21 protein-coding genes are annotated in these 25559 nt (G+C 55.8%); 17 read left to right on the plus strand and 4 right to left on the minus strand.

Features of this window, described 5'->3' with window-relative positions:
* Positions 1-26: 26 nt before the first annotated feature.
* Both pta and ackA read right to left on the minus strand, forming a co-directional pair.
* Positions 27-2168, minus strand: coding sequence for a phosphate acetyltransferase (gene pta / locus AC007G_RS08965; RefSeq protein ID WP_032686765.1), 2142 nt, complete (start codon positions 2166-2168; stop codon positions 27-29).
* 200 nt (positions 2169-2368) lie between these two features.
* Complete coding sequence (gene ackA, locus AC007G_RS08970; protein WP_004865128.1) at positions 2369-3571, minus strand: acetate kinase; 1203 nt, start codon at positions 3569-3571, stop codon at positions 2369-2371.
* A gap of 337 nt (positions 3572-3908) precedes the next feature.
* On the opposite strand from ackA, the gene yfbV reads away from it, so the two are divergent.
* The 4 genes from yfbV to AC007G_RS08990 all read left to right on the plus strand — a co-directional run bounded on the left by yfbV (position 3909) and on the right by AC007G_RS08990 (position 7525).
* Positions 3909-4364 carry a terminus macrodomain insulation protein YfbV gene (gene yfbV, locus AC007G_RS08975; RefSeq protein WP_004865125.1) on the plus strand — a complete coding sequence of 152 codons (456 nt, stop codon included), beginning with the start codon at positions 3909-3911 and terminating at the stop codon, positions 4362-4364.
* An 86-nt stretch (positions 4365-4450) separates the two neighbouring features.
* Positions 4451-4945: a YfbU family protein gene (locus AC007G_RS08980; RefSeq protein WP_004865120.1), complete on the plus strand. Its 495-nt coding sequence runs from the start codon at positions 4451-4453 to the stop codon at positions 4943-4945.
* An 11-nt stretch (positions 4946-4956) separates the two neighbouring features.
* A complete protein-coding gene (locus AC007G_RS08985) occupies positions 4957-5616 on the plus strand; it encodes a sugar phosphatase (protein WP_032695611.1) in 660 nt (219 codons plus the stop codon).
* Positions 5617-5692: 76 nt separating this feature from the next.
* Positions 5693-7525, plus strand: a complete 1833-nt coding sequence (locus tag AC007G_RS08990) for an SLC13 family permease (protein ID WP_004865111.1) — start codon at positions 5693-5695, stop codon at positions 7523-7525.
* Between the two features lie 56 nt (positions 7526-7581).
* Here the strand turns inward: AC007G_RS08990 and yfbR are convergent, their stop codons facing one another.
* Positions 7582-8181 carry a 5'-deoxynucleotidase gene (yfbR, locus tag AC007G_RS08995; RefSeq protein WP_004865109.1) on the minus strand — a complete coding sequence of 200 codons (600 nt, stop codon included), beginning with the start codon at positions 8179-8181 and terminating at the stop codon, positions 7582-7584.
* Positions 8182-8265: 84 nt separating this feature from the next.
* On the minus strand, positions 8266-9486 hold the full coding sequence (gene alaA / locus AC007G_RS09000; protein ID WP_004865108.1) for an alanine transaminase AlaA: 1221 nt from the start codon (positions 9484-9486) through the stop codon (positions 8266-8268).
* A gap of 892 nt (positions 9487-10378) precedes the next feature.
* Here alaA and AC007G_RS09005 point away from each other — a divergent pair.
* The 13 genes from AC007G_RS09005 (at position 10379) to nuoM (ending at position 25553) form a co-directional block, all read left to right on the plus strand.
* The gene (locus AC007G_RS09005; RefSeq protein WP_032695476.1) at positions 10379-11305 is read left to right on the plus strand and encodes a LysR family transcriptional regulator; all 927 of its coding nucleotides are present in this window, start codon (positions 10379-10381) and stop codon (positions 11303-11305) included.
* 650 nt (positions 11306-11955) lie between these two features.
* Positions 11956-12402, plus strand: a complete 447-nt coding sequence (gene nuoA, locus AC007G_RS09010; RefSeq protein ID WP_004865103.1) for an NADH-quinone oxidoreductase subunit NuoA — start codon at positions 11956-11958, stop codon at positions 12400-12402.
* Between the two features lie 15 nt (positions 12403-12417).
* A complete protein-coding gene (nuoB, locus tag AC007G_RS09015) occupies positions 12418-13092 on the plus strand; it encodes an NADH-quinone oxidoreductase subunit NuoB (RefSeq protein WP_002913178.1) in 675 nt (224 codons plus the stop codon).
* Between the two features lie 89 nt (positions 13093-13181).
* Positions 13182-14990 carry an NADH-quinone oxidoreductase subunit C/D gene (gene nuoC, locus AC007G_RS09020; protein ID WP_004865102.1) on the plus strand — a complete coding sequence of 603 codons (1809 nt, stop codon included), beginning with the start codon at positions 13182-13184 and terminating at the stop codon, positions 14988-14990.
* Between the two features lie 2 nt (positions 14991-14992).
* Positions 14993-15493, plus strand: a complete 501-nt coding sequence (gene nuoE, locus AC007G_RS09025; RefSeq protein WP_004865099.1) for an NADH-quinone oxidoreductase subunit NuoE — start codon at positions 14993-14995, stop codon at positions 15491-15493.
* On the plus strand, positions 15490-16827 hold the full coding sequence (gene nuoF, locus AC007G_RS09030) for an NADH-quinone oxidoreductase subunit NuoF (RefSeq protein WP_004865097.1): 1338 nt from the start codon (positions 15490-15492) through the stop codon (positions 16825-16827). The genes nuoE and nuoF overlap by 4 nt, the downstream gene beginning before the upstream one ends.
* Positions 16828-16912: 85 nt before the next feature.
* Entirely contained in the window at positions 16913-19639 is a 2727-nt protein-coding gene (gene nuoG / locus AC007G_RS09035) for an NADH-quinone oxidoreductase subunit NuoG (RefSeq protein WP_049265606.1), read from the plus strand.
* The gene (gene nuoH, locus AC007G_RS09040; RefSeq protein ID WP_004865093.1) at positions 19636-20613 is read left to right on the plus strand and encodes an NADH-quinone oxidoreductase subunit NuoH; all 978 of its coding nucleotides are present in this window, start codon (positions 19636-19638) and stop codon (positions 20611-20613) included. Before nuoG ends, nuoH begins: the two co-directional genes overlap by 4 nt.
* Before the next feature lie 14 nt (positions 20614-20627).
* Positions 20628-21170: an NADH-quinone oxidoreductase subunit NuoI gene (gene nuoI / locus AC007G_RS09045; RefSeq protein WP_004865092.1), complete on the plus strand. Its 543-nt coding sequence runs from the start codon at positions 20628-20630 to the stop codon at positions 21168-21170.
* Positions 21171-21180: 10 nt separating this feature from the next.
* Positions 21181-21735, plus strand: a complete 555-nt coding sequence (gene nuoJ / locus AC007G_RS09050; RefSeq protein ID WP_004865089.1) for an NADH-quinone oxidoreductase subunit J — start codon at positions 21181-21183, stop codon at positions 21733-21735.
* The gene (gene nuoK / locus AC007G_RS09055) at positions 21732-22034 is read left to right on the plus strand and encodes an NADH-quinone oxidoreductase subunit NuoK (protein ID WP_004865088.1); all 303 of its coding nucleotides are present in this window, start codon (positions 21732-21734) and stop codon (positions 22032-22034) included. The genes nuoJ and nuoK overlap by 4 nt, the downstream gene beginning before the upstream one ends.
* On the plus strand, positions 22031-23872 hold the full coding sequence (gene nuoL / locus AC007G_RS09060; RefSeq protein WP_004865085.1) for an NADH-quinone oxidoreductase subunit L: 1842 nt from the start codon (positions 22031-22033) through the stop codon (positions 23870-23872). The genes nuoK and nuoL overlap by 4 nt, the downstream gene beginning before the upstream one ends.
* 151 nt (positions 23873-24023) lie before the next feature.
* A complete protein-coding gene (gene nuoM, locus AC007G_RS09065; RefSeq protein WP_004865084.1) occupies positions 24024-25553 on the plus strand; it encodes an NADH-quinone oxidoreductase subunit M in 1530 nt (509 codons plus the stop codon).
* Positions 25554-25559 lie beyond the last annotated feature (6 nt).

The raw sequence follows: 25559 nt of genomic DNA on the forward strand, positions 1-25559 counted from the left end.
AAACGCCAGGCGGATAATCCAGCAGATTACTGCTGCTGGGAAGACTGAATCGCGGTCAGAGCGATGGTGTAGACGATATCGTCTACCAGCGCGCCACGAGACAGGTCGTTGACCGGCTTACGCATACCCTGCAGCATTGGCCCGATGGAGATCAGGTCGGCAGAACGCTGTACGGCTTTGTAAGTGGTGTTACCGGTGTTCAGATCCGGGAAGATGAACACGGTCGCACGGCCGGCAACCGGCGAGTTCGGTGCTTTGGACTTCGCCACGTCAGCCATCACCGCAGCATCGTACTGCAGCGGGCCGTCGATCATCAGGTCAGGACGTTTTTCCTGGGCCAGACGGGTCGCTTCACGCACTTTTTCCACATCGCTACCGGCACCGGAAGTCCCGGTGGAGTAGGAGAGCATCGCCACGCGCGGCTCAATGCCGAACGCAATCGCGGAGTCCGCGGACTGAATCGCGATTTCGGCCAGCTGTTCTGCGGTCGGATCTGGGTTGATCGCGCAGTCGCCGTAAACGTAAACCTGTTCAGGCAGCAGCATGAAGAACACGGAAGATACGAGGGAGCTGCCCGGCGCCGTTTTGATCAGCTGCAGCGGCGGACGGATGGTGTTGGCGGTGGTGTGTACCGCGCCGGACACCAGGCCGTCGACTTCGTCTTGTTCCAGCATCAGGGTGCCGAGAACCACGTTGTCTTCCAGCTGCTCGCGGGCGACCGCTTCGGTCATGCCTTTGCTCTTACGCAGTTCGACCAGGCGAGCCACGTAGCTTTCGCGAACCACTTCCGGATCGACGATTTCGATGCCTGCGCCCAGTTCTACGCCCTGAGCGGCGGCAACGCGGTTGATCTCATCCGGGTTACCCAGCAGCACGCAGGTCGCGATACCGCGCTCTGCACAGATAGCGGCGGCTTTAACGGTACGCGGCTCATCGCCTTCCGGCAGAACCACACGTTTGCCCGCTTTGCGCGCCAGCTCGGTCAGCTGGTAACGGAAGGCCGGAGGAGACAGGCGACGGCTACGCTCGGAGGTGGCGGTCAGAGACTCGATCCAGTCGGCGTTGATATAGCTGGCCACGTATTCCTGAACTTTCTCGATACGCTCGTGATCGTCAACCGGAACTTCGAGGTTGAAGCTCTGCAGGCTCAGGGAGGTCTGCCAGGTGTTGGTGTTCACCATAAAGACCGGCAGGCCGGTCGCGAATGCACGTTCGCACAGCTTGCTGACGCGCGCGTCCATTTCGTAAGCACCGGTCAGCAGCAGCGCGCCGATTTCAACGCCGTTCATGGCGGCGAGGCAGGCGGCGACCAGTACGTCAGGACGGTCTGCGGAAGTCACCAGCAGAGAACCCGCGCGGAAATGTTCCAGCATGTGCGGGATGCTGCGTGCGCAGAAGGTGACAGACTTCACGCGGCGGGTGTTGATGTCGCCTTCGTTGACGATGGTGGCATTCAGGTGGCGGGCCATATCGATCGCCCGCGTTGCGATCAGATCGAAGCTCCACGGCACCGCGCCCAGAACCGGCAGAGCGCTGCCAGTCTGCAGCTGAGCCGGATCGATCTTCACGACTTTCGCTTTGGAAGAGTCATCGAAGATTTCCGACAGATCGGGACGGGTACGACCCTGTTCGTCAACCGGTGCGTTCAGCTTGTTGACGATAACACCGGTAATGTTGGTGTTTTTCGCGCCGCCGAAGCTATTGCGGGTCAGCTCGATACGTTCGTTCAGCTGTTCCTGGGTGTCGGTACCCTGAGACATCACGAAGACGATTTCCGCGTTCAGCGTTTTGGCGATTTCGAAGTTCAGAGACTGAGCAAACTGGTGTTTACGGGTCGGGACCAGACCTTCTACCAGCACCACTTCTGCATCCTGAGTCGCGGCGTGATAGTTGGCGATGATCTCTTCCATCAGCACGTCTTTCTGGTTGCCGGACAGCAGCGACTCGACGTGGCTCATCTTCAGCGGCTCAGCGGCCGGAAGGCTTGAATTAGCGCGAACGATGGTGGTCGTCTGATCTGGTGCATCGCCGCCAGCGCGCGGTTGGGCGATAGGTTTAAAGACGCTCAGACGAACGCCTTTGCGTTCCATTGCGCGGATAACACCGAGGCTGACGCTGGTCAGGCCAACGCTGGTTCCGGTCGGGATCAGCATGATTATACGGGACACGATATATCCTCTTTCGTTACCGCCGGTATCAGGCGGGATACAAAACTGCACCACCAGCTTCCCGTTATATTTCAAGCAGCATGTGCGTTGGCTTTCCCGGTTTACCCCAGTCACGTACTACTTGTACGCTCCTGGGGATTTTCGGCATCGCCGCCTTCCTGCAACTCGAGTGGTTCAGGGCTATCGCTGGCGGTGTGGAATCAGGCAGTCAGACGATTGGCGTCTTGCGCGATAACCAGCTCTTCGTTGGTCGGGATAACCAGAGCCGGGCGGGTGCCTTCTTTGTTGATGAAGCCAGACTTGCCGAAACGGGCAGCCAGGTTACGCTCGTGATCAACTTCAAAGCCCAGAACGCCCAGTTTGCCCAGAGACAGTTCACGAACCATCGCTGCGTTTTCACCGATACCACCGGTGAAGATAACGGCATCCAGACGACCGTCCATCAGCGCAGTGTAGGAACCGATGTACTTGGCCAGACGATGGCAGTAAACGTCCATTGCACGTTTAGCATCGGCTTTATCGGTGTAGTTGTCTTCAACATAACGGCAGTCGCTGGTGACTTCGGTCAGACCCAGCAGGCCAGACTCTTTGGTCAGCATTTTGTTGATAGCATCAACGCTCATGCCCAGGGAGTCGTGCAGGTGGAAGATGATAGCCGGGTCGATGTCGCCAGAGCGGGTACCCATGACCAGACCTTCCAGCGGGGTCAGACCCATAGAGGTGTCAACGCATTTACCGTTGCGGATAGCGGAAACAGAACCACCGTTGCCCAGATGGCAGGTGATGATGTTCAGCTCTTCAACCGGTTTGTTCAGGACCTTAGCCGCTTCCTGAGTTACGTAGAAGTGGCTGGTGCCGTGTGCGCCGTAGCGACGTACGCCATGCTCTTTGTACAGGCTGTACGGCAGGGCATACAGATAGGATTCTTCCGGCATTGTCTGATGGAACGCGGTGTCGAACACGGCAACGTTCTTCTCTTTCAGATGCGGGAATGATTTCAGCGCTTCAGCAATACCGATCAGGTGAGCCGGGTTGTGCAGCGGAGCGAAAGAGGCGGAATCTTTGATGCCCTGGATAACGGAATCATCAATGACCACGGAACTGGTGTATTTTTCACCACCGTGAACAATACGGTGGCCGATTGCGGTCAGCTGAGCAGACAGTTCTGGTTTTTGTGCCAGAATAGTGTTAACGATAAAGTTAAGCGCTTCACTGTGAGCGGCGCCAGCGCCTAAATCTGCTTCGTGTTTGCTGCCGTCCATTTTCCACTTAATACGTGCTTCAGGAAGATGGAAACATTCGGCCAAACCAGACAGATATTCGTCACCGTTTACGGCATCAAGGATAGCAAATTTCAGTGAGGAGCTACCGCAGTTCAGAACCAGTACTAACTTACTCGACATGGAAGTACCTTTTATGATACGTGGCTAAAAAAACGTCAGTGTGTCACAAAGCGTAGCGCAGGATGACAACGACATTTATGATTAACATCATGCCTTGTTCTGTTTTCGGGCACGATGGGAGAAGTACATTTGATTTTATGCCATTTTGGATAATTTTCAGCCAATGGCAGAATGTGCGATAATTTGACTAACCTGGTCAAAGGGTCTATCGCCCTTTCAGGCGGGCACAGGATACCTGATTGCCGCAGCCATTGCCAAAATGTTTTGAACGTTGTCATGCACAGTTGGTGTTTTGCACGAATTTTTTAAGTTTTATATGTAAAGTTGAGGTAAAGCCATGTCGACCCCCGATAATCGTCCCGTCAGCTTCTTTAGCTTGTTCCGCCGCGGGCAGCACTACGCAAAGACCTGGCCTTTGGACAAACGCCTCGCCCCGGTATTTATTGAAAACCGCATTATTCGCGCCACCCGTTACGCTATCCGCATCATGCCGCCGATCGCGGTCTTTACGCTGTGCTGGCAAATCGCGCTGGGTGGGCAGCTTGGTCCGGCGGTGGCGACTGCGCTATTTGCCTTGAGTTTGCCGATGCAGGGATTATGGTGGCTGGGTAAGCGTTCGGTGACGCCGCTGCCGCCGTCGGTACTGAACTGGTTTTATGAAGTGCGTGGCAAATTGCAGGAGGCAGGACAGGCGCTGGCGCCTGTCGACGGTAAGCCGGATTATCAGGCATTAGCTGACACGCTTAAGCGCGCCTTCAAACAACTGGATAAAACTTTCCTTGATGATTTGTAATTCACTAAGGAAAACGCATATAAAAGAAGGCGCATGATTAATGCGCCTTCTTTTTTCACGCCGTAAAGTGCTACAGGAGTCAAAAAATGGAAATGACCAATGCGCAGCGTCTGATTTTATCTAATCAGTACAAGATGATGACGATGCTCGACCCGGACAACGCTGAACGTTACCGCCGTCTACAGACCATCATTGAGCGTGGATACGGATTGCAAATGCGCGAACTGGATCGCGAGTTTGGCCAGCTAACGGAAGAAACCTGCCGTACCATCATTGATATTATGGAAATGTATCATGCGCTGCATGTCTCCTGGACGAACCTGAAGGACGCAAGTGAAATCGACGAACGCCGGGTCACTTTCCTCGGATTTGATGTCGCAACCGAAGCGCGCTTCCTCGGCTACGTTCGCTTTATCGTCAACGTTGAGGGACGCTACAGCCACTTTGACGCCGGCACCCATGGCTTTAACTCACAGACACCGATGTGGGATAAATATCAGCGGATGCTCAACGCCTGGCACGCTTGCCCGCGTCAGTACCATTTAAGCAGCAACGAAATTAATCAAATTATTAATGCCTGATGGAGGTTTCCGTGCAGTGTAAAGGTTTCCTGTTTGATCTTGACGGGACGTTAGTCGATTCATTACCCGTAGTGGAGCGCTCGTGGTGCAAATGGGCGGATCGTTTCGACATCCCGCACGATGAGGTGCTGAACTTCATTCATGGCAAGCAGGCGATAACCTCTTTACGCCATTTTTTAGCGGGGCGCAGTGAAGAGGAAATTCAGGCGGAGTTCACCTGTCTTGAAGCGGTGGAAGCGGCGGATACCGATGGCATCACGGCGCTGCCGGGGGCGGTGGCGCTGCTGACCACTCTGGATGAGGCGGGGATCCCGTGGGCCATCGTCACCTCTGGTTCGGTGCCCGTTGCTCACGCCCGCCATCGCGCCGCGGGGCTGCCTGAGGCCAAAGTCTTCGTCACCGCGGAGCGCGTGAAGCATGGAAAACCGGCGCCGGATGCCTACCTTCTTGGAGCGGAACTGCTGGGACTGGCGCCGCAGGAGTGCGTCGTGGTGGAGGATGCGCCTGCCGGGCTACTTTCCGGTCTGGCCGCCGGGTGTCATACCATCGCCGTGAATATGCCGGCGGATGCGCCCCGTCTCAATGAAGCTGATTTTGTGCTGACCAGCCTTGAAAGCCTGGCGGTTGAGAAGCTGGCGGACGGTAGGGTGAATGTCGCTCTTAAAGCGTGATCTCATGATGTAGCCCCGCATGGCCGGGGCTTTTTTATGCAAAAATTCCGGCTCCATCTTCAGACAAGGATAAGTTGTGAACGGTGAACTGATTTGGGTGTTGTCTCTTCTTGCCGTCGCGGTCGTGCTCTTTGCCAGCGGGAAAGTGCGCATGGACGCGATTGCGCTGCTGGTGATAGTCGCCTTTGTCCTCAGCGATACGCTGACGCTCAGCGAAGCGTTCTCGGGTTTTAGCGATCCGAACGTGATCCTGATTGCGGCGCTGTTTATTATCGGCGATGGTCTGGTCCGTACCGGGGTGGCTACCAATGTCGGCAGCTGGCTGGTGAGCGTGGCCGGCAACAGCGAAACAAAAATGCTGGTCTTTCTGATGCTGACCGTCGCCGGACTGGGCGCCTTTATGAGCTCGACCGGCGTGGTCGCTATCTTTATTCCGGTTGTGCTCAGCGTCTCCATGCGGATGAATACGTCGCCATCGCGCCTGATGATGCCGCTTAGCTTTGCCGGGCTCATCAGCGGGATGATGACGCTGGTCGCTACGCCGCCGAACCTGGTGGTGAACAGTGAACTGTTACGTGAAGGGCTACATGGATTCAGCTTCTTTAGCGTCACGCCGATTGGCCTGGTGGTGCTGCTGCTGGGCGTCGTCTATATGCTGGCGGTGCGCTTTATGCTCAGAGGCGGGGAGAGCGACCATGCGCGGGACGGGCGCAAAAGGAGCACCTTTCGCGATTTAATCAAAGAGTACCACTTGACCGGCCGGGCCCGCCGTCTGGCCATTCGTCCGGGTTCTCCCATGATCGGCCAGCGGCTTGATGACCTCAAGCTGCGTGAACGTTACTGCGCCAACGTGATCGGCGTAGAGCGCTGGCGCCGTTTTCGCCGGGTTATCGTCAACGTGAACGGTGTGTCCGAGTTTCGCGCCCGCGACGTGCTGCTGATCGACATGTCGGCGTCAGACGTTGATTTACGCCAGTTCTGCGGCGAGCAAATGCTCGAACCAATGGTGCTGCGCGGCGAATATTTCGCTGACCAGGCGCTGGATGTCGGCATGGCGGAGGTATCTTTGATTCCCGACTCAGAGCTGATCGGCAAAACGGTGCGCGAAATCGGTTTTCGTACCCGCTTTGGCCTCAATATCGTTGGCCTGAAGCGCGATGGTAAAGCCCTTGATGGGTCAGTGGTCGATGAGTCGCTTCAACTGGGCGATATTATGCTGGTGGTGGGGGACTGGCGGCACATCGGCCAGCTGGCGAAACGCGGTCGCGATTTTGTGGTCCTCAACATGCCGGTTGAAGTAAATGACGCTTCTCCCGCGCACAGCCAGGCGCCGCACGCCATCTTTTGCCTGGTACTGATGGTCGCCCTGATGCTCACCGACGAGATCCCCAACCCGATAGCGGCGATTATCGCCTGCCTGCTGATGGGTAAGTTCCGCTGTATTAATGCTGAGAGCGCTTATAAAGCGATTCACTGGCCAAGCATTATATTAATCGTCGGGATGATGCCCTTTGCACTGGCGTTGCAAAAAACTGGCGGCGTCGATTTGGTGGTGGAAGGGTTGATGGATGTCGCCGGCAGCAAAGGCCCTTACGTGATGCTGGGCTGTTTGTTCGTGATGTGCGCCACTATCGGTCTGTTTATTTCCAACACCGCCACGGCGGTACTGATGGCGCCGATAGCCCTGGCGGCGGCGAAATCAATGGATGTCTCGCCTTATCCTTTTGCCATGGTGGTGGCGATGGCGGCTTCGGCGGCCTTTATGACGCCGGTCTCTTCACCGGTAAATACGCTGGTGCTGGGACCGGGAAAATATACCTTCAGCGATTTTGTGAAGATTGGCGTGCCGTTCACCGTGTTGGTGATGGTGGTTTGCGTGCTGCTCGTGCCGATACTGTTTCCGTTTTAACCGCCACGGCGCAGCCCCGGTCTGATACGCATCGCGCAGGCCGGGGCACAGTACATTTACAGCGGGGAATCCTGGCTGATTTCATCCAGCGACAGCTGGAAGCTCGGGACGAAGACCTGCATAAAGTAGTCCATCTCCTCGCTGCGCCGGGATTCCAGCGTTTTCTCAAGCCGGCCCTTGGCCAGCAGAAACTCGTTGTTGCCGGCAGACAGCTCTTCCAGGCATTTCAGGTAGGCGCAGAGCGCGTCGGCCTGCTTGACGATCGATTGCTCATCTTCGCTATAGCGATGCTCGTCGATCAGTGGTTCAAAGATATCGCGCAGTTCGTCAGGAACCATGTCGATAAGCTTCTGCTGGGCAATCTTCTCGATGGCTTTATATTCTTGCGCAATCTGCGAGTTGAAATATTTGACTGGAGTCGGCAGATCGCCGGTTAACACTTCCGATGCATCGTGGTACATCGCCAACAGGGCGATTCGTTCGGCGTTAACCTTGCCACCAAACATCCGGTTTTTGATCGCCGCCAGCGCGTGGGCAACCATCGCCACCTGCAGACTGTGTTCGGAGACGTTTTCGGTGCGTACATTACGCATCAGCGGCCAGCGGTTAATTAACTTCAGGCGAGAGAGGTGGGCAAAGAAATGACTCTGACTCATAGCAACCCTTAATCAGTGACAACATCGGGTCCTATTGTGCGCAGGGATTGCCGCCGGATGCAAATACCGGCGGCCGGGCAATGTTTATCCGAGCTGGTGATAGCCGGAGAGGAAGCGACCAAAGCGAGAAATCGCCATTTCCAGATCGTCCTCACGCGGGAGGGTGACAATTCGCACATGATCCGGCCACGGCCAGTTAAAGGCGCTTCCCTGAACCAGCAGGACTTTCTCCTGCAGCAGGAAGTCGAGCACCATTTTCTGGTCATCGTGAATATTAAAGCGTTTCGCGTCGATCTTCGGGAACATGTACAGCGCGCCTTTCGGCTTCACGCAGGAAACGCCGGGGATCTCGTTGATCAACTCCCAGGCGCGGTTGCGCTGTTCGTACAGTCTGCCGCCGGGAACGATAAACTCGCTGATGCTTTGATAGCCGCCTAATGCGGTTTGAATCGCGTGCTGCGCCGGTACGTTAGCGCACAGTCGCATAGAGGCCAGCATCTCCAGACCTTCGATATAACCTTTTGCGTGTTTCTTCGGTCCGTTCAGTACCATCCAGCCCTGGCGAAAACCGGCAACGCGGTAGGTTTTGGACAGGCCGTTAAAGGTCACCGTCAGCAGGTCGGGAGCCAGTGCGGCGATCGAATGGTGTTGGGCTTCGTCGTAGAGGATCTTGTCGTAGATCTCATCGGCGAAGATGATCAGGTTGTGCTGGCGGGCAATCTCAACGATCTCCATCAGCAGCTCTTTCGAGTACACCGCCCCGGTCGGGTTGTTCGGGTTAATAATCACGATGCCGCGGGTGCGCGGGGTGATTTTGGCGCGGATGTCGTCGAGGTCCGGGAACCAGTCGGCAGATTCATCGCACAGATAGTGCACCGCTTTGCCGCTGGAGAGCGAGACGGCGGCTGTCCACAGCGGATAATCCGGTGCCGGAACCAGCATTTCATCGCCGCTGTTCAGCAGCGCCTGCATGGCCTGAACAATCAGTTCTGAGACGCCGTTACCGATATAAATATCTTCGACCGTCACATCGCGCATACCGCGCGCCTGATAGTGTTGCATGATAGCCTTACGCGCCGAGTAAAGGCCTTTAGAGTCACAATAACCCTGGGCGGTAGGCAGATTGCGAATAACATCAACAAGGATCTCGTCGGGGGCGTCAAAGCCAAACGGCGCCGGGTTGCCGATGTTCAGTTTCAGGACTTTATTGCCTTCTTCTTCAAGGCGTTTTGCCTCTTTCAGAACCGGGCCACGGATGTCGTAACAGACGTTATCTAACTTGCTGGATTTTTCGATAGGGGACATGAATCTTTGACCTTTTAGCTGTTATCGCCACTCCCTGCCGTGGAAGTCAGCACGGAACAATGTACTCTTCATCCCCGAGGTTTTGAAGGGTTAGCAGGAGAAGATTTTGCTTATGTGATTTTTTTGGTTTAATTGATTTGTCTGTTGATTGCCTGTGTCTTTTATAGAATATGCCTTTAAGTGGTATTTTAATGGTCAATAATTGTGTTGTATTCGCTGTTTTGTGAACATTTATATGGTTTGATGTCCTGAGCGTAGTGCCGGAGGTTATTTTTTGCGCATGGCACGCAGGTGGGTATGAAAAGGCGTATAACGGGTAGAACGTGGCGGCTGTAACGGTAATGTTAAATATGCTTAATAAGAATATTTAATTAATTAAAAAGCTTTTATTTTTTCGCAATCTGGAATTTTCTTTTTGTTAATTAAATTAAAGTCATGAAAAAAAATTTAAAATTGGCTTTAATAATAATGATTAGACCTTATAAAGAATTCCGTTTTCGGTTAGGATACCGGCGTTAATATCGATTAAGAACCTGTTTTTTGGCAGGTTAAGTTATTAATATATTGTTATTGCAGGCTTTTTTTTGTTTGATTTTTTCGCTTTTTACAATGGATGTGCCGGGATGCTGATGGCAACATCACTTGCCGTAGATGCCTTTTTTTGAAGGCCGTCACAGAAATCAAAACGGTGTAATAGAAAGCGTAGAACTACGAACAATATATGACTCAGACGTTTCGCGCACTTGTCGCGGGCGAGTACTTTCACATGCAATAACGTTCATCCAGCTGCACATTCCGTTTGTGAATGGCACAAGGCTCAAGGATTAGCCGGAAACCTGGAGCACAGCGTCAATAAGGCAGGTCCGCATTCGCCACCTGTAAGTGAAGAAATATGATAAATGCAAATCGTCCGATACTGAATCTCGACCTCGATCTGCTGAGAACATTCGTTGCCGTCGCCGATCTGAATACGTTTGCCGCTGCCGCAGCAGCGGTATGCCGAACTCAGTCTGCGGTAAGTCAACAGATGCAACGTCTGGAACAGCTGGTCGGAAAAGAGCTCTTTGCCCGCCATGGGCGCAATAAATTGCTGACTGAGCAGGGTATTCAACTGCTGGGCTACGCACGCAAAATCCTGCGTTTTAATGATGAAGCCTGTATGTCGCTGATGTTCAGCGGCCTGCAAGGGATCTTAACCATTGGCGCATCTGATGAAACGGCCGAGACTATTTTGCCGTTTTTGTTGAACCGGATCGGCAGTTTCTACCCGAAACTGACGCTGGAAATTAAGGTTCTTAATCATGCTGAAGCGGTGGACAGGCTGGCGAGCGGGGCGATTGATCTCGCGCTGACGACTCACCAGGCCGCGGATTTCGATACGCTGATCCTACGCACTTCGCCAACGCTATGGTACTGCGCTGCTGATTATGTGTTGCCGCGTGAGGAGTCGATCCCGCTGATCCTGCTGGAAGAGCCAGGCCCGTTCCGTGAGGACATCATTGCCGCGCTGAATGCCGCCAGTGCGCCGTGGCATCTGGCCCATTCCGCCTCGACGCTTGCGGGCGTCAAAGCGGCGGTAAAAGCAGGGCTGGGTGTGACTGCCCGTCCGGTAGAAATGATGAGTCCCGAGCTACGGGTTGTCGGCAAGAATGAGGGGCTTCCTGTTCTGCCGGATACGCAATATGTGCTGAGCTGTAACGCGCACAGGATAAGCGAGTCGGCGCAGGCTATTTTCCAGTCGCTGACCCAGGATTATACCCCCTGGTCATCTGAGCCTGCGCTTACCCCGGAAGGGGGAGATAATTCCCTCATTTCCTGAGTGGAATTAGTTACACAGATCACAAAAAGCTGGTAACAAATTGTAAGTGTAAAAATGAGCCGCTAAGGTCTGAATTATGCCTTGCGGTTCTTTTTTTTCTTATTTTACAGGGATTTTTAATATTTTATTGTTTTATTTGTATGTTTATCAGTTGGTTACATTCAATGTGGCGCTCACTCCCCGACTTTTCCCTGCACTTTCAATACTTCATGCTAATGTTAAAAAACCGGCTGGATTGTTGCTGTTTTATAGGTTTAATTAACAAAACCGTGTCACAGATCAAAAAAATACCCCTCCTTAGGGGGAGGAATCGAGGCTAAATCCTGTCAAAATAGACGGGTAATTTTGATTTACACCAGAAACGGACACGATTCAACAACACTAAATCCGGTTTGTATGCAAGGTTATTCCGCATAAAAGGGCATTTAATGTTAATGAAAAAAATCTAATGTAAATTAATGTTGTTAAAACTTTTGTTGAAGTTGACAAAAGGTTAAAGAAAGGGGTAAAAAGCCACCGCATACAGCCTTCTACGCTAAGTAGGGACGCTTTTTTGCAAGGTTATTTTTTTATTCCTCCCCGTGAAACGCTGTGGCGTTCATCTGCCAGCAAGAGCAGAGGGTTTAGCGCTACACTTTTTTGGTTAAGCAATGCGTATGTCAACATCCACTGAAGTCATCGCTCATCATTGGGCATTCGCTATATTTCTCATCATTGCCATCGGCCTGTGCTGCCTGATGCTTGTCGGGGGCTGGTACCTCGGCGGTCGCGCGCGCGCGCGTAGCAAGAACACGCCGTTTGAATCGGGGATCGACTCCGTTGGTTCGGCTCGCTTACGTCTTTCTGCGAAGTTTTATCTGGTTGCCATGTTCTTCGTTATCTTCGACGTGGAAGCTCTGTATCTCTACGCATGGTCGACTTCTATCCGCGAAAGCGGCTGGGTCGGCTTTGTGGAAGCCGCAATTTTCATTTTAGTGCTACTGGCAGGTCTGGTTTACCTCGTTCGTATCGGCGCACTGGACTGGACGCCTGCGCGTTCCCGTCGCACGCTGGTTAATTCAGAAACAGACAGTCCCACTAACCGTCATATGCAGTAAAAGCGAGGCAATAAGATGGATTATACGCTCACCCGCATAGATCCTAACGGTGAGAACGACCGTTACCCCCTGCAGAAACAGGAGATCGTAACCGACCCCCTGGAGCAAGAAGTCAATAAAAGCGTGTATATGGGGAAACTCGAACATGCGCTGCATGACATGGTGAACTGGGGCCGCAAGAACTCAATCTGGCCCTACAACTTCGGCCTGTCATGCTGCTACGTTGAAATGGTGACGTCATTCACTGCGGTGCATGACGTTGCGCGTTTTGGCGCCGAGGTACTGCGTGCTTCTCCTCGTCAGGCGGACCTGATGGTGGTCGCCGGCACCTGCTTCACCAAAATGGCGCCGGTCATTCAGCGTCTGTATGACCAGATGCTTGAGCCTAAGTGGGTTATCTCCATGGGCGCCTGCGCCAACTCCGGCGGGATGTACGATATTTATTCTGTCGTCCAGGGCGTGGACAAGTTTATTCCGGTTGATGTTTACATCCCGGGCTGTCCGCCGCGTCCGGAAGCTTATATGCAGGCGCTGATGCTGCTGCAGGAGTCCATTGGCAAAGAACGTCGCCCGCTCTCATGGGTGGTTGGCGATCAGGGCGTGTACCGCGCCAACATGCAGTCGGAACGCGAGCGTAAACGTGGTGAACGCATTGCAGTGACCAATCTGCGGACACCGGACGAGATTTAACTTGCGCCTGCGGGCGGCGGAATAACACTTCGCAAATCAATCTACAACAGCGCGAAGCCTCGCCCGGCAGTCACCACGGACCTTTTGCAATGGTGAACAATATGACCGATTTACATGCGCATGACGCCGCACCAGCCTGGCAAACCCGCGATCACCTCGATGACCCGGTGATCGGCGAACTGCGCAATCGTTTTGGGCCGGATGCCTTTACCGTTCAGCCTACCCGCACCGGCGTTCCGGTGGTCTGGGTCAAGCGCGAGCAGCTGCTGGAGGTGGTTGATTTCCTGAAGAAATTGCCAAAACCTTACGTCATGCTGTTCGATCTGCACGGCATGGACGAACGTCTGCGTACCCACCGTGACGGGCTGCCCGCCGCGGATTTTTCCGTTTTCTATCACCTGATTTCTATTGAACGCAATCGTGACGTCATGCTCAAGGTAGCATTGTCTGAAAACGATCTGCGCGTGCCGACACTGACCAAACTGTTCCCGAATGCCAACTGGTATGAGCGTGAAACGTGGGAAATGTTCGGGATTGATATCGAAGGCCACCCGCACCTGACGCGCATCATGATGCCGCCGACCTGGGAAGGCCATCCGCTGCGTAAAGACTACCCGGCGCGCGCCACCGAATTCGATCCGTTTGAGCTGACGAAAGCCAAGCAGGATCTGGAGATGGAAGCGCTGACTTTCAAACCGGAAGCGTGGGGCATGAAGCGCGGAACCGAAAACGAGGACTTTATGTTCCTCAACCTCGGTCCGAACCACCCGTCTGCCCACGGTGCTTTCCGTATTGTTCTGCAGCTTGATGGCGAAGAGATCGTCGACTGCGTACCGGATATCGGCTACCACCACCGTGGCGCTGAGAAGATGGGCGAACGTCAGTCCTGGCACAGCTACATTCCGTATACCGACCGTATCGAATACCTCGGCGGCTGCGTCAATGAGATGCCGTACGTTCTGGCGGTCGAAAAGCTGGCGGGGATCACCGTACCGGATCGCGTCAATGTGATTCGCGTTATGCTCTCCGAGCTGTTCCGCATTAACAGTCACCTGCTGTATATCTCGACCTTTATTCAGGACGTCGGCGCAATGACGCCGGTGTTCTTTGCCTTTACCGACCGTCAGAAGATCTACGATCTGGTGGAAGCGATTACCGGTTTCCGTATGCACCCGGCGTGGTTCCGCATCGGCGGCGTGGCGCACGATCTGCCGCGCGGCTGGGATCGTCTGCTGCGTGAATTCCTTGAGTGGATGCCCAAGCGTCTGGATTCTTACGAGAAAGCCGCGCTGCGCAACAGCATTCTGATCGGCCGTTCAAAAGGCGTCGCCGCTTATGGCGCGAAAGAAGCGCTGGCGTGGGGCACCACCGGCGCCGGTCTGCGCGCCACCGGGATCGACTTCGACGTGCGTAAAGCGCGTCCATACTCTGGCTATGAGAACTTTGACTTCGAAGTGCCGGTTGGCGGCGGTGTATCCGACTGCTATACCCGCGTGATGCTGAAAGTCGAAGAGCTGCGCCAGAGCCTGCGCATTCTCCAGCAGTGTCTCGATAATATGCCGGAAGGCCCGTTCAAGGCGGATCACCCGCTGACGACGCCGCCGCCGAAAGAGCGCACGCTGCAGCATATCGAAACCCTGATTACGCACTTCCTGCAGGTTTCCTGGGGCCCGGTCATGCCGGCCAACGAATCCTTCCAGATGATAGAAGCGACGAAGGGTATTAACAGTTACTACCTGACCAGCGACGGCAGCACCATGAGCTATCGTACCCGTATCCGCACGCCGAGCTATGCGCACCTGCAGCAGATCCCGTCGGCGATTCGCGGCAGCCTGGTATCCGACCTGATCGTTTATCTGGGTAGTATCGATTTTGTTATGTCAGACGTGGACCGCTAATTATGCACGAGAATCAACAACCACAAACCGAGGCTTTTGAGCTGAGTGCGGCAGAGCGTGAGGCCATTGAGCACGAGAAGCACCACTACGAAGACCCGCGTGCGGCGTCCATCGAAGCGCTGAAGATCGTTCAGAAACAGCGCGGCTGGGTGCCGGATGGCGCGATCTATGCGATCGCCGACGTACTGGGGATCCCGGCAAGTGACGTGGAAGGGGTAGCCACTTTCTACAGCCAGATCTTCCGCCAGCCGGTTGGCCGTCACGTGATCCGCTATTGCGATAGCGTGGTTTGCCACATCACTGGCTTCCAGGGCATTCAGTCAGCTATCGAGAAAAAGCTCGACATCAAACCGGGTCAAACCACCTTTGATGGCCGCTTTACTCTGCTGCCGACCTGCTGCCTGGGCAACTGCGACAAGGGACCGACGATGATGATTGATGAGGATACTCATAGTTATCTGACGCCGGAGGCGATTCCTGACCTGTTGGAGCAGTATAAATGAAGACAGTGATCCGCACTCCCGAAACGCATCCGCTGACCTGGCGACTGCGCGATGATAAACAGCCGGTATGGCTGGAAGAGTATCAGAGCAAAAACGGCTATGCCGGTGCGCGTAAGGCGCTGCTGGGCCTGGCGCCGGATGAGATCGTCAATCAGGTGAAAGACGCCGGTCTGAAAGGGCGCGGCGGCGCGGGCTTTTCCACCGGTCTGAAGTGGAGCCTGATGCCGAAAGACGAATCCATGAACATCCGTTACCTGCTGTGTAACGCCGATGAGATGGAGCCGGGCACCTATAAAGACCGTCTGTTGATGGAGCAGCTGCCGCACCTGCTGGTGGAAGGCATGCTGATCTCCGCGTTTGCGCTGAAAGCGTACCGCGGCTACATCTTCCTGCGCGGCGAATATATTGAAGCGGCGGTGCATTTACGCCGCGCCATTGCCGAGGCGACCGAAGCCGGTCTGCTGGGCAAAAACATTCTCGGCACCGGTTTCGATTTCGAACTGTTCGTGCACACCGGGGCAGGGCGTTACATCTGCGGTGAAGAAACCGCGCTGATTAACTCCCTTGAAGGCCGTCGCGCCAACCCGCGTTCCAAGCCGCCGTTCCCGGCGAGCTCCGGCGTGTGGGGTAAACCGACCTGCGTGAACAACGTTGAAACCCTGTGTAACGTCCCGGCGATTCTGGCCAACGGCGTCGAGTGGTATCAGAACATTTCAACCAGCAAAGATGCTGGTACCAAGCTGATGGGCTTCTCTGGCCGGGTGAAAAACCCGGGCGTCTGGGAACTGCCGTTTGGTACCACCGCGCGCGAAATCCTCGAGGATTATGCCGGCGGCATGCGCGACGGCCTGAAGTTCAAGGCCTGGCAGCCGGGCGGCGCGGGGACTGACTTCCTGACCGAAGCGCATCTTGATCTGCCGATGGAATTCGAAAGTATTGGCAAAGCGGGGAGCCGTCTGGGTACCGCGCTGGCGATGGCCGTTGACCATGAGATTGGCATGGTGTCGCTGGTGCGTAATCTGGAAGAGTTCTTTGCCCGCGAATCCTGCGGCTGGTGTACGCCGTGCCGTGACGGTCTGCCGTGGAGCGTGAAAATTCTGCGCGCTCTGGAACGCGGTGAAGGTCAGCCGGGAGATATCGAGACACTTGAGCAACTGTGTCGGTTCCTTGGCCCGGGCAAAACCTTCTGTGCGCATGCGCCAGGTGCGGTAGAACCGCTGCAGAGCGCCATTAAATATTTCCGCGACGAATTCGAAGCAGGCATTAAGCAGCAGTTCAGTAATACCCATGCTATCAACGGGATTCAGCCGAACCTGCTTAAGACGCGCTGGTAATGTCTCCACAGGCTCTTCCAGGCGACGCGAAGGCGGCAACCGGGAAGAGGAAGTGGTAACGATTTTTTAATTTGGAAGCATGCTAATGGCTACGATTCATGTAGACGGCAAAGAATACGAGGTCAACGGAGCGGACAACCTGTTAGAGGCTTGTCTCTCTCTTGGTCTTGATATTCCATACTTTTGCTGGCACCCGGCGCTTGGCAGCGTCGGTGCTTGCCGCCAGTGTGCGGTGAAGCAATATCAAAACGCGGAAGACACGCGTGGTCGCCTGGTGATGTCCTGTATGACACCGGCATCCGACGGCACCTTTATCTCTATCGACGACGGTGAAGCGAAGCAGTTCCGCGAGAGCGTGGTTGAGTGGCTGATGACCAACCACCCGCACGACTGCCCGGTCTGTGAAGAAGGGGGCAACTGCCACCTGCAGGATATGACCGTCATGACCGGTCACAGCTTCCGCCGCTACCGTTTCACCAAGCGTACCCACCGCAACCAGGACCTGGGGCCGTTCATCTCTCATGAAATGAACCGCTGCATCGCCTGCTATCGCTGCGTGCGTTACTACAAAGATTACGCTGACGGTACCGACCTGGGCGTTTACGGTGCGCATGACAACGTCTACTTCGGTCGTCCGGAAGATGGCGTGCTGGAAAGCGAATTTTCCGGCAACCTGGTTGAGGTCTGCCCGACCGGCGTATTCACCGATAAGACGCACTCCGAGCGCTATAACCGTAAATGGGATATGCAGTTTGCGCCGAGCATCTGCCAGCAGTGTTCCATCGGCTGTAACATCAGCCCAGGCGAGCGCTATGGCGAACTGCGCCGTATCGAAAACCGTTACAACGGTACCGTTAACCGCTACTTCCTCTGCGACCGCGGCCGTTTTGGCTATGGCTATGTGAACCTGAAAGACCGTCCGCGTCAGCCGGTTCAGCGCCGTGGCGACGATCTGATTACCCTTAACGCCGAGCAGGCAATGCAGGGTGCGGCAGATATTCTGCGTCAGTCGAAAAAGGTGATTGGTATCGGCTCGCCGCGCGCCAGCATTGAAAGCAACTTTGCGTTGCGCGAGCTGGTCGGGGCAGAGAACTTCTATACCGGCATTGCGAAGGCTGAGCAGGAACGTCTGCAGATGATGCTGACCGTGCTGCGTGACGGCGGTATTCATACCCCGACGCTGCGCGACATTGAATCCTACGATGCGGTTCTGGTACTCGGGGAAGATATTACCCAGACCGGCGCCCGCGTTGCCCTGGCCGTGCGCCAGGCGGTGAAAGGGAAAGCGCGTGAAATGGCGGCGGCGCAGAAAGTCGCCGACTGGCAGATAGCCGCAATCCTCAACATCGGTCAACGCGCGAAGCATCCGCTGTTCGTTACCAATATTGACGACACCCGTCTTGACGATGTCGCCGCGTGGACCTACCGCGCACCGGTTGAAGATCAAGCGCGTCTGGGCTTTGCGATTGCCCATGCGCTGGATGAAACCGCACCGGCGGTGGACGGTCTGAGCAGCGATCTGAAAGGCAAAATTGACGTGATCGTTCAGGCGCTGGCCGGAGCGAAGAAACCGCTGATTGTCTCCGGGACTAACGCCGGCAGCATTGAAATCATTCAGGCGGCGGCCAACGTAGCCAAAGCGCTGAAAGGCCGCGGTATTGACGTCGGCGTCACCATGGTGGCCCGGGCAGTGAACAGCGTTGGCCTTGGCATGATTGGCGGCGGTTCTCTGGAAGAGGCGCTGAGCGAGCTGGAAACCGGCGCTGCCGATGCGGTAGTGGTGCTGGAAAACGATCTGCATCGTCACGCTTCTGCCGCGCGCGTTGACGCCGCGCTGGCCAAAGCGCCGCTGGTGATGGTCGTTGACCATCAACGCACCGCAATTATGGACAAAGCGCACCTGGTGCTTTCTGCGGCGAGCTTCGCCGAAAGCGACGGAACCGTGGTCAATAACGAAGGGCGCGCACAGCGTTTCTTCCAGGTCTACGACCCGTCCTACTACGATGCGAATACCGTGATGCTGGAAAGCTGGCGCTGGCTGCACTCACTACACAGCACCGTCGACAACCGTCAGGTTGACTGGACGCAGCTGGATCATGTGATTGATGCCGCCATTGCTAAGCTGCCGCAGTTGGCGGGGATTAAAGATGCCGCGCCGGACGCGACCTTCCGCATTCGCGGGCAGAAACTGGCTCGTGAACCGCATCGTTATAGCGGTCGTACGGCGATGCGCGCCAATATCAGCGTGCATGAACCGCGTCAGCCGCAGGATAAAGACACCATGTTTGCCTTCTCGATGGAAGGGAACAACCAGCCGTCTGCACCGCGTTCGCAAATTCCGTTTGCCTGGGCGCCGGGCTGGAACTCCCCGCAGGCGTGGAACAAATTCCAGGATGAAGTGGGCGGTAAACTGCGCCATGGCGATCCGGGCGTGCGTCTGATCGAAGCTTCCGCCAGCGGTCTGGAGTACTTTACCGCGGTGCCGGCAGGCTTCCAGGCTGAAGAAGGTCAATGGCGTATCGCGCCGTACTACCATCTGTTCGGCAGTGATGAACTGTCGCAGCGTTCTCCGGTCTTCCAGAGCCGCATGCCGCAGCCGTACATCAAGCTGAACCCGGCCGATGCCGCGAAGCTTGGCGTCAATGAGGGCGCGATGATTTCGTTCCGCGTTGAAGGCCAGACGCTTAGCCTCCCGCTGGTGATTTCTGCAGGACTGACGGCAGGGCAGGTGGGTTTACCGATGGGCATGCCGGGTATTGCGCCGGTACTGACCGGAGCACGTATTGACACTCTGCAGGAGGCGAAAGCATGAGTTGGTTAACACCGGATCTCATCGACATTCTGTTAAGCATCCTCAAGGCAGTGGTGATTCTGCTGGTGGTGGTGACCTGCGGCGCGTTCATGAGCTTTGGCGAACGTCGTCTGCTGGGCCTGTTCCAGAACCGCTACGGACCTAACCGTGTCGGCTGGGGCGGCTCGCTGCAGCTCGTCGCCGACATGATCAAGATGTTCTTTAAAGAGGACTGGGTTCCGCGCTTTACGGACCGCGTAATCTTTACTCTGGCGCCGGTTATCGCCTTTACGTCGCTGCTGCTGGCCTTTGCTATCGTGCCGGTCAGCCCGACGTGGGTGGTCGCTGACCTGAACATCGGCATCCTGTTCTTCCTGATGATGGCCGGTCTGGCGGTTTACGCCGTGCTGTTCGCCGGCTGGTCGAGTAACAACAAATACTCGCTGCTGGGGGCGATGCGTGCATCCGCGCAGACCCTGAGCTATGAAGTGTTCCTCGGTCTGTCGCTGATGGGCGTGGTGGCACAGGCGGGGTCGTTCAACATGAGCGATATCGTCAACAACCAGGCGCATCTGTGGAACGTGATTCCGCAGTTCTTCGGCTTTGTCACCTTCGCTATCGCCGGCGTGGCGGTCTGTCACCGTCACCCGTTTGACCAGCCGGAAGCCGAGCAGGAACTGGCCGATGGTTACCACATCGAATATTCCGGCATGAAGTTCGGTCTGTTCTTCGTCGGTGAGTACATCGGGATTGTCACCGTATCAGCGCTGATCGTGACGCTGTTCTTCGGCGGCTGGAATGGCCCATGGTTACCTCCGTTCATCTGGTTCGCGCTGAAAACCGCGTTCTTCATGATGATGTTCATTTTGATCCGCGCATCATTACCGCGTCCGCGCTATGACCAGGTAATGTCCTTTGGCTGGAAGGTATGCCTGCCGTTAACGCTGATCAACTTGTTGGTAACGGCGGCTGTCATTCTCTGGCAGGCGCAATAAGGGGTGAATTGACCATGACCTTAAAAGAATTATTGGTGGGGTTTGGCACCCAGGTCCGCAGTATCTGGATGATCGGGATGCATGCCTTCGCCAAACGTGAGACCCAGATGTACCCGGAAGAACCGGTATATCTGCCGCCGCGCTACCGTGGCCGTATCGTGCTGACGCGCGACCCGGACGGTGAAGAGCGCTGCGTGGCCTGTAACCTGTGTGCGGTAGCGTGTCCGGTAGGCTGTATCTCTTTGCAAAAAGCAGAGACCAAAGATGGCCGCTGGTACCCGGAGTTTTTCCGTATCAACTTCTCACGCTGCATTTTCTGCGGTCTGTGTGAAGAAGCGTGCCCGACCACGGCGATTCAGTTGACCCCGGACTTCGAACTGGGTGAATACAAGCGTCAGGATCTGGTGTACGAAAAAGAGGATCTGCTGATTTCCGGTCCGGGCAAATACCCGGAATATAACTTCTACCGGATGGCGGGTATGGCAATCGACGGCAAAGATAAAGGCGAAGCAGAGAACGAAGCTAAGCCTATCGACGTCAAGAGCCTGTTACCGTAAGGAGAGGGCAATGGAATTCGCTTTTTATATCTGTGGCCTCATCGCCATCCTCGCAACCCTGCGGGTGATCACCCACACCAATCCGGTGCATGCGCTGCTGTACCTGATTATTTCGCTGTTGGCGATTGCCGGCGTGTTCTTTTCTCTGGGCGCGTACTTCGCCGGGGCGCTGGAAATCATCGTTTACGCCGGGGCCATCATGGTGCTGTTCGTCTTCGTGGTGATGATGCTCAACCTGGGCGGTAGCGAAATCGAGCAGGAACGCAAATGGCTGCAGCCGGGGATCTGGATTGGCCCGGCTATCCTGTCCGCGGTGCTGCTGGTGGTTATCGTGTATGCCATCCTCGGTCTTAACGATCAGGGGATTGATGGCGCGGCGATAAGCGCGAAAGAAGTCGGTATTACGCTGTTTGGGCCGTACGTACTGGCGGTGGAGCTGGCCTCCATGCTGCTGCTGGCCGGTCTGGTTGTTGCCTTCCACATTGGCCGCGAAGAGCGCGCCGGTGAAGTGCTGAGCAACCGTCAGGGCGATAGCGACAAAAGAAAAACGGAGGAACACGCATGATTCCCTTAACACATGGGCTGATCCTCGCCGCGATCCTGTTTGTGCTCGGCCTGACGGGTCTGGTTATCCGCCGCAATCTGCTGTTTATGCTGATTAGCCTGGAAATCATGATCAACGCCGCGGCGCTGGCTTTCGTGGTGGCAGGCAGCTACTGGGGTCAGACCGACGGTCAGATAATGTATATCCTCGCCATCAGCCTCGCGGCTGCGGAAGCGAGTATCGGCCTGGCGCTGTTGCTGCAGCTCCATCGTCGCCGCCAGAACCTGAACATCGATTCAGTAAGTGAGTTGCGTGGATGAACATGCTTGCCTTAACCATTCTTCTGCCATTGATTGGCTTTGTTCTGCTGTCATTCTCCCGTGGCCGCTGGTCGGAAAACCTCTCCGCCACCGTGGGAATGGGGTCAGTCGGCCTGGCGGCGCTGGTGACCGCGTTTGTCGGCGTCGACTTCTTTGCGAACGGCAAACAGGCGGTCAGCGTACCGCTGTGGACCTGGATGTCGGTGGGTGATTTCAACATCGGTTTTAACCTGGTGCTGGATGGTCTTTCGCTGACCATGCTCTCCGTGGTCACCGGCGTTGGCTTCCTGATCCACATGTTCGCCTCCTGGTATATGCGCGGTGAAGAGGGCTACTCCCGCTTCTTCGCCTACACCAACCTGTTTATCGCGAGCATGGTGGTGCTGGTGCTGGCCGATAACCTGCTGCTGATGTATCTCGGCTGGGAAGGCGTGGGCCTGTGCTCCTATCTGCTGATCGGTTTCTACTATACCGATCCGAAGAATGGCGCCGCCGCAATGAAAGCCTTCGTGGTGACCCGTGTCGGTGACGTGTTCCTCGCGTTTGCGCTGTTCATTCTCTACAACGAGCTGGGCACCCTGAACTTCCGCGAAATGGTCGAACTGGCGCCTGCGCACTTTGAAGCCGGCAACAATATGCTGTGGTGGGCTACCTTGATGCTGTTGGGCGGTGCGGTCGGTAAATCGGCGCAGCTGCCGCTGCAGACCTGGCTTGCGGACGCGATGGCCGGTCCGACGCCGGTCTCCGCGTTGATCCACGCCGCCACCATGGTGACCGCGGGCGTCTACCTGATTGCCCGTACCCATGGCCTGTTCCTGATGACCCCGGAAATTCTCCATCTGGTCGGTATCGTCGGGGCGGTGACGCTGGTGCTGGCAGGCTTTGCCGCGCTGGTTCAGACCGACATCAAACGCGTACTCGCTTACTCCACTATGAGCCAGATTGGCTACATGTTCCTGGCGCTGGGCGTACAGGCATGGGATGCGGCGATTTTCCACCTGATGACCCACGCGTTCTTTAAAGCGCTGCTGTTCCTCTCGTCCGGCTCGGTCATTCTGGCCTGCCACCACGAGCAGAACATCTTCAAAATGGGCGGCCTGCGTAAGTCGATTCCGCTGGTGTACGTCTGCTTCCTGGTGGGGGGCGCGGCGCTGTCCGCACTGCCGCTGATTACCGCAGGCTTCTTCAGTAAGGACGAAATCCTCGCTGGCGCGATGGCTAACGGTCATATCAACCTGATGGTAGCCGGCCTGGTCGGGGCGTTTATGACCTCGCTGTATACCTTCCGGATGATCTTCATCGTCTTCCACGGTAAAGAACAGATCCACGCGCACGCCGGGAAGGGGATTACCCACCATCTGCCGCTGATTGTGCTGCTGATTCTGTCGACCTTCGTTGGCGCACTGATCGTTCCGCCGCTGCAGGGCGTACTGCCGCAGACCACCGAACTTGAGCACGGTCGCGTGATGACGCTGGAAATCGCCTCGGGGATCATCGCGATTGCCGGCATCCTGATTGCCGCCTGGCTGTGGCTGGGTAAACGTACGCTGGTGACCTCCATCGCCAACAGCGCGCCGGGCCGTCTGCTGGGTACCTGGTGGTACAACGCATGGGGCTTCGACTGGTTGTACGACAAAGTGTTCGTGAAACCATTCCTCGGCATCGCGTGGCTGCTGAAGAGCGATCCGCTGAATGCCATGATGAACATTCCGGCCATCCTCTCCCGCTTTGCAGGTAAAGGCCTGCTGCTTAGCGAGAATGGTTATCTACGCTGGTATGTGGCGTCAATGAGCGTCGGGGCGGTTGTCGTCCTGGCGTTGCTGATGGTACTGCGCTGAGTTTGTGGGTTGAGTGAATATCCCCGGCGGCGGTCCGCTGCCGGGTTTGTGAACCAAGAATGAATTTTAGGTAACTGCTTCTGAAGTCCAGGCGTCATCGGCGAGTGCGATAGCCTGTTCGGGAGTGAGAATATAAGGGACATACTTAGCTATGCTATTACCCTGGTTAATACTAATCCCCTTTATCGGCGGGTTTCTGTGCTGGCAGACTGAACGCTTTGGCGTGAAGATGCCGCGCTGGATTGCGCTGATTACCATGGGACTGACGCTGGTGCTCTCCCTGCAGCTGTGGCTACAGGGCGGTTATTCGCTGACGCAATCCGCGGGTATTCCGCAGTGGCAGTCAGAATTCGTGATGCCGTGGATCCCTCGCTTCGGTATTAGCATTCATCTGGCTATCGACGGTCTGTCGCTGCTGATGGTGGTGCTGACCGGTCTGCTCGGCGTGCTGGCCGTGCTCTGTTCGTGGCGCGAAATCGAAAAATACCAGGGCTTCTTCCACCTCAACCTGATGTGGATCCTGGGCGGCGTTATCGGCGTGTTCCTTGCCATCGACCTGTTCCTGTTCTTCTTCTTCTGGGAAATGATGCTGGTGCCGATGTACTTCCTGATCGCGCTGTGGGGCCATAAGGCTTCCGACGGTAAAACGCGTATCACGGCGGCAACCAAGTTCTTCATCTATACCCAGGCGAGCGGCCTGGTGATGTTGATTGCCATCCTGGCGCTGGCCTTCGTGCACTTTAACGCGACCGGCGTCTGGACCTTCAACTATGAAGATCTGCTGAAAACCCCGATGTCCCATGGCGTCGAATACATGCTGATGCTCGGCTTCTTCATCGCCTTCGCGGTGAAAATGCCGGTGGTTCCGCTGCACGGCTGGCTGCCGGATGCCCACTCTCAGGCACCGACCGCCGGTTCCGTTGACCTTGCCGGTATTTTGCTGAAAACGGCGGCCTACGGTCTGCTGCGTTTTGCTCTGCCGCTGTTCCCGAATGCCTCCGCCGAGTTTGCTCCCATCGCCATGTGGCTGGGCGTTATCGGTATCTTCTACGGCGCGTGGATGGCCTTCTGCCAGTACGACATCAAACGCCTGATTGCTTACACCTCCGTTTCCCACATGGGCTTCGTGCTGATTGCTATCTACACCGGCAGCCAGCTGGCGTACCAGGGGGCGGTCATTCAGATGATTGCCCACGGTCTGTCCGCAGCCGGCCTGTTCATTCTCTGCGGCCAGCTGTATGAACGCCTGCATACCCGCGATATGCGTCAGATGGGCGGTCTGTGGAGCAAAATTAAATGGCTGCCGGCGCTGTCGATGTTCTTCGCCGTGGCAACGCTGGGGATGCCGGGTACCGGTAACTTCGTCGGCGAATTCATGATTCTGTTCGGCAGCTACAAAGTGGTGCCGGTGATTACCGTGATCTCCACCTTTGGACTGGTCTTCGCTTCCGTCTACTCGCTCTCAATGCTGCATCGCGCGTACTTCGGTAAAGCGAAGAGCGACATCGCGGCGCAGGAGATGCGGGGAATGTCGCTGCGTGAACTGTCGATTGTTCTGCTGTTGGTGGTTCTGCTGGTGCTGCTGGGCTTCTTCCCGCAGCCGATTCTGGACACCTCACATGCTGCGATGAGCAACATTCAGCAGTGGTTTGTTAATTCCGTTTCTACTACAAGGCCGTAATTCGCC

The organism is Klebsiella sp. CSG-1 (assembly GCF_056521145.1).

What these genes read in the sequence shown, in the direction of transcription:
- nuoB (WP_002913178.1), top strand. Translation starts at nt 12,418, where the DNA reads ATGGATTATACGCTCACCCGCATAGATCCTAACGGTGAGAACGACCGT.
- yfbV (WP_004865125.1), top strand. Translation starts at nt 3,909, where the DNA reads ATGTCGACCCCCGATAATCGTCCCGTCAGCTTCTTTAGCTTGTTCCGC.
- AC007G_RS09005 (WP_032695476.1), top strand. Translation starts at nt 10,379, where the DNA reads ATGATAAATGCAAATCGTCCGATACTGAATCTCGACCTCGATCTGCTG.
- ackA (WP_004865128.1), bottom strand. Translation starts at nt 3,571, where the DNA reads ATGTCGAGTAAGTTAGTACTGGTTCTGAACTGCGGTAGCTCCTCACTG.
- nuoC (WP_004865102.1), top strand. Translation starts at nt 13,182, where the DNA reads ATGGTGAACAATATGACCGATTTACATGCGCATGACGCCGCACCAGCC.
- yfbR (WP_004865109.1), bottom strand. Translation starts at nt 8,181, where the DNA reads ATGAGTCAGAGTCATTTCTTTGCCCACCTCTCTCGCCTGAAGTTAATT.
- nuoJ (WP_004865089.1), top strand. Translation starts at nt 21,181, where the DNA reads ATGGAATTCGCTTTTTATATCTGTGGCCTCATCGCCATCCTCGCAACC.
- nuoF (WP_004865097.1), top strand. Translation starts at nt 15,490, where the DNA reads ATGAAGACAGTGATCCGCACTCCCGAAACGCATCCGCTGACCTGGCGA.
- nuoH (WP_004865093.1), top strand. Translation starts at nt 19,636, where the DNA reads ATGAGTTGGTTAACACCGGATCTCATCGACATTCTGTTAAGCATCCTC.
- nuoE (WP_004865099.1), top strand. Translation starts at nt 14,993, where the DNA reads ATGCACGAGAATCAACAACCACAAACCGAGGCTTTTGAGCTGAGTGCG.
- nuoK (WP_004865088.1), top strand. Translation starts at nt 21,732, where the DNA reads ATGATTCCCTTAACACATGGGCTGATCCTCGCCGCGATCCTGTTTGTG.
- nuoG (WP_049265606.1), top strand. Translation starts at nt 16,913, where the DNA reads ATGGCTACGATTCATGTAGACGGCAAAGAATACGAGGTCAACGGAGCG.
- alaA (WP_004865108.1), bottom strand. Translation starts at nt 9,486, where the DNA reads ATGTCCCCTATCGAAAAATCCAGCAAGTTAGATAACGTCTGTTACGAC.
- nuoL (WP_004865085.1), top strand. Translation starts at nt 22,031, where the DNA reads ATGAACATGCTTGCCTTAACCATTCTTCTGCCATTGATTGGCTTTGTT.
- nuoM (WP_004865084.1), top strand. Translation starts at nt 24,024, where the DNA reads ATGCTATTACCCTGGTTAATACTAATCCCCTTTATCGGCGGGTTTCTG.
- nuoI (WP_004865092.1), top strand. Translation starts at nt 20,628, where the DNA reads ATGACCTTAAAAGAATTATTGGTGGGGTTTGGCACCCAGGTCCGCAGT.
- nuoA (WP_004865103.1), top strand. Translation starts at nt 11,956, where the DNA reads ATGCGTATGTCAACATCCACTGAAGTCATCGCTCATCATTGGGCATTC.
- AC007G_RS08980 (WP_004865120.1), top strand. Translation starts at nt 4,451, where the DNA reads ATGGAAATGACCAATGCGCAGCGTCTGATTTTATCTAATCAGTACAAG.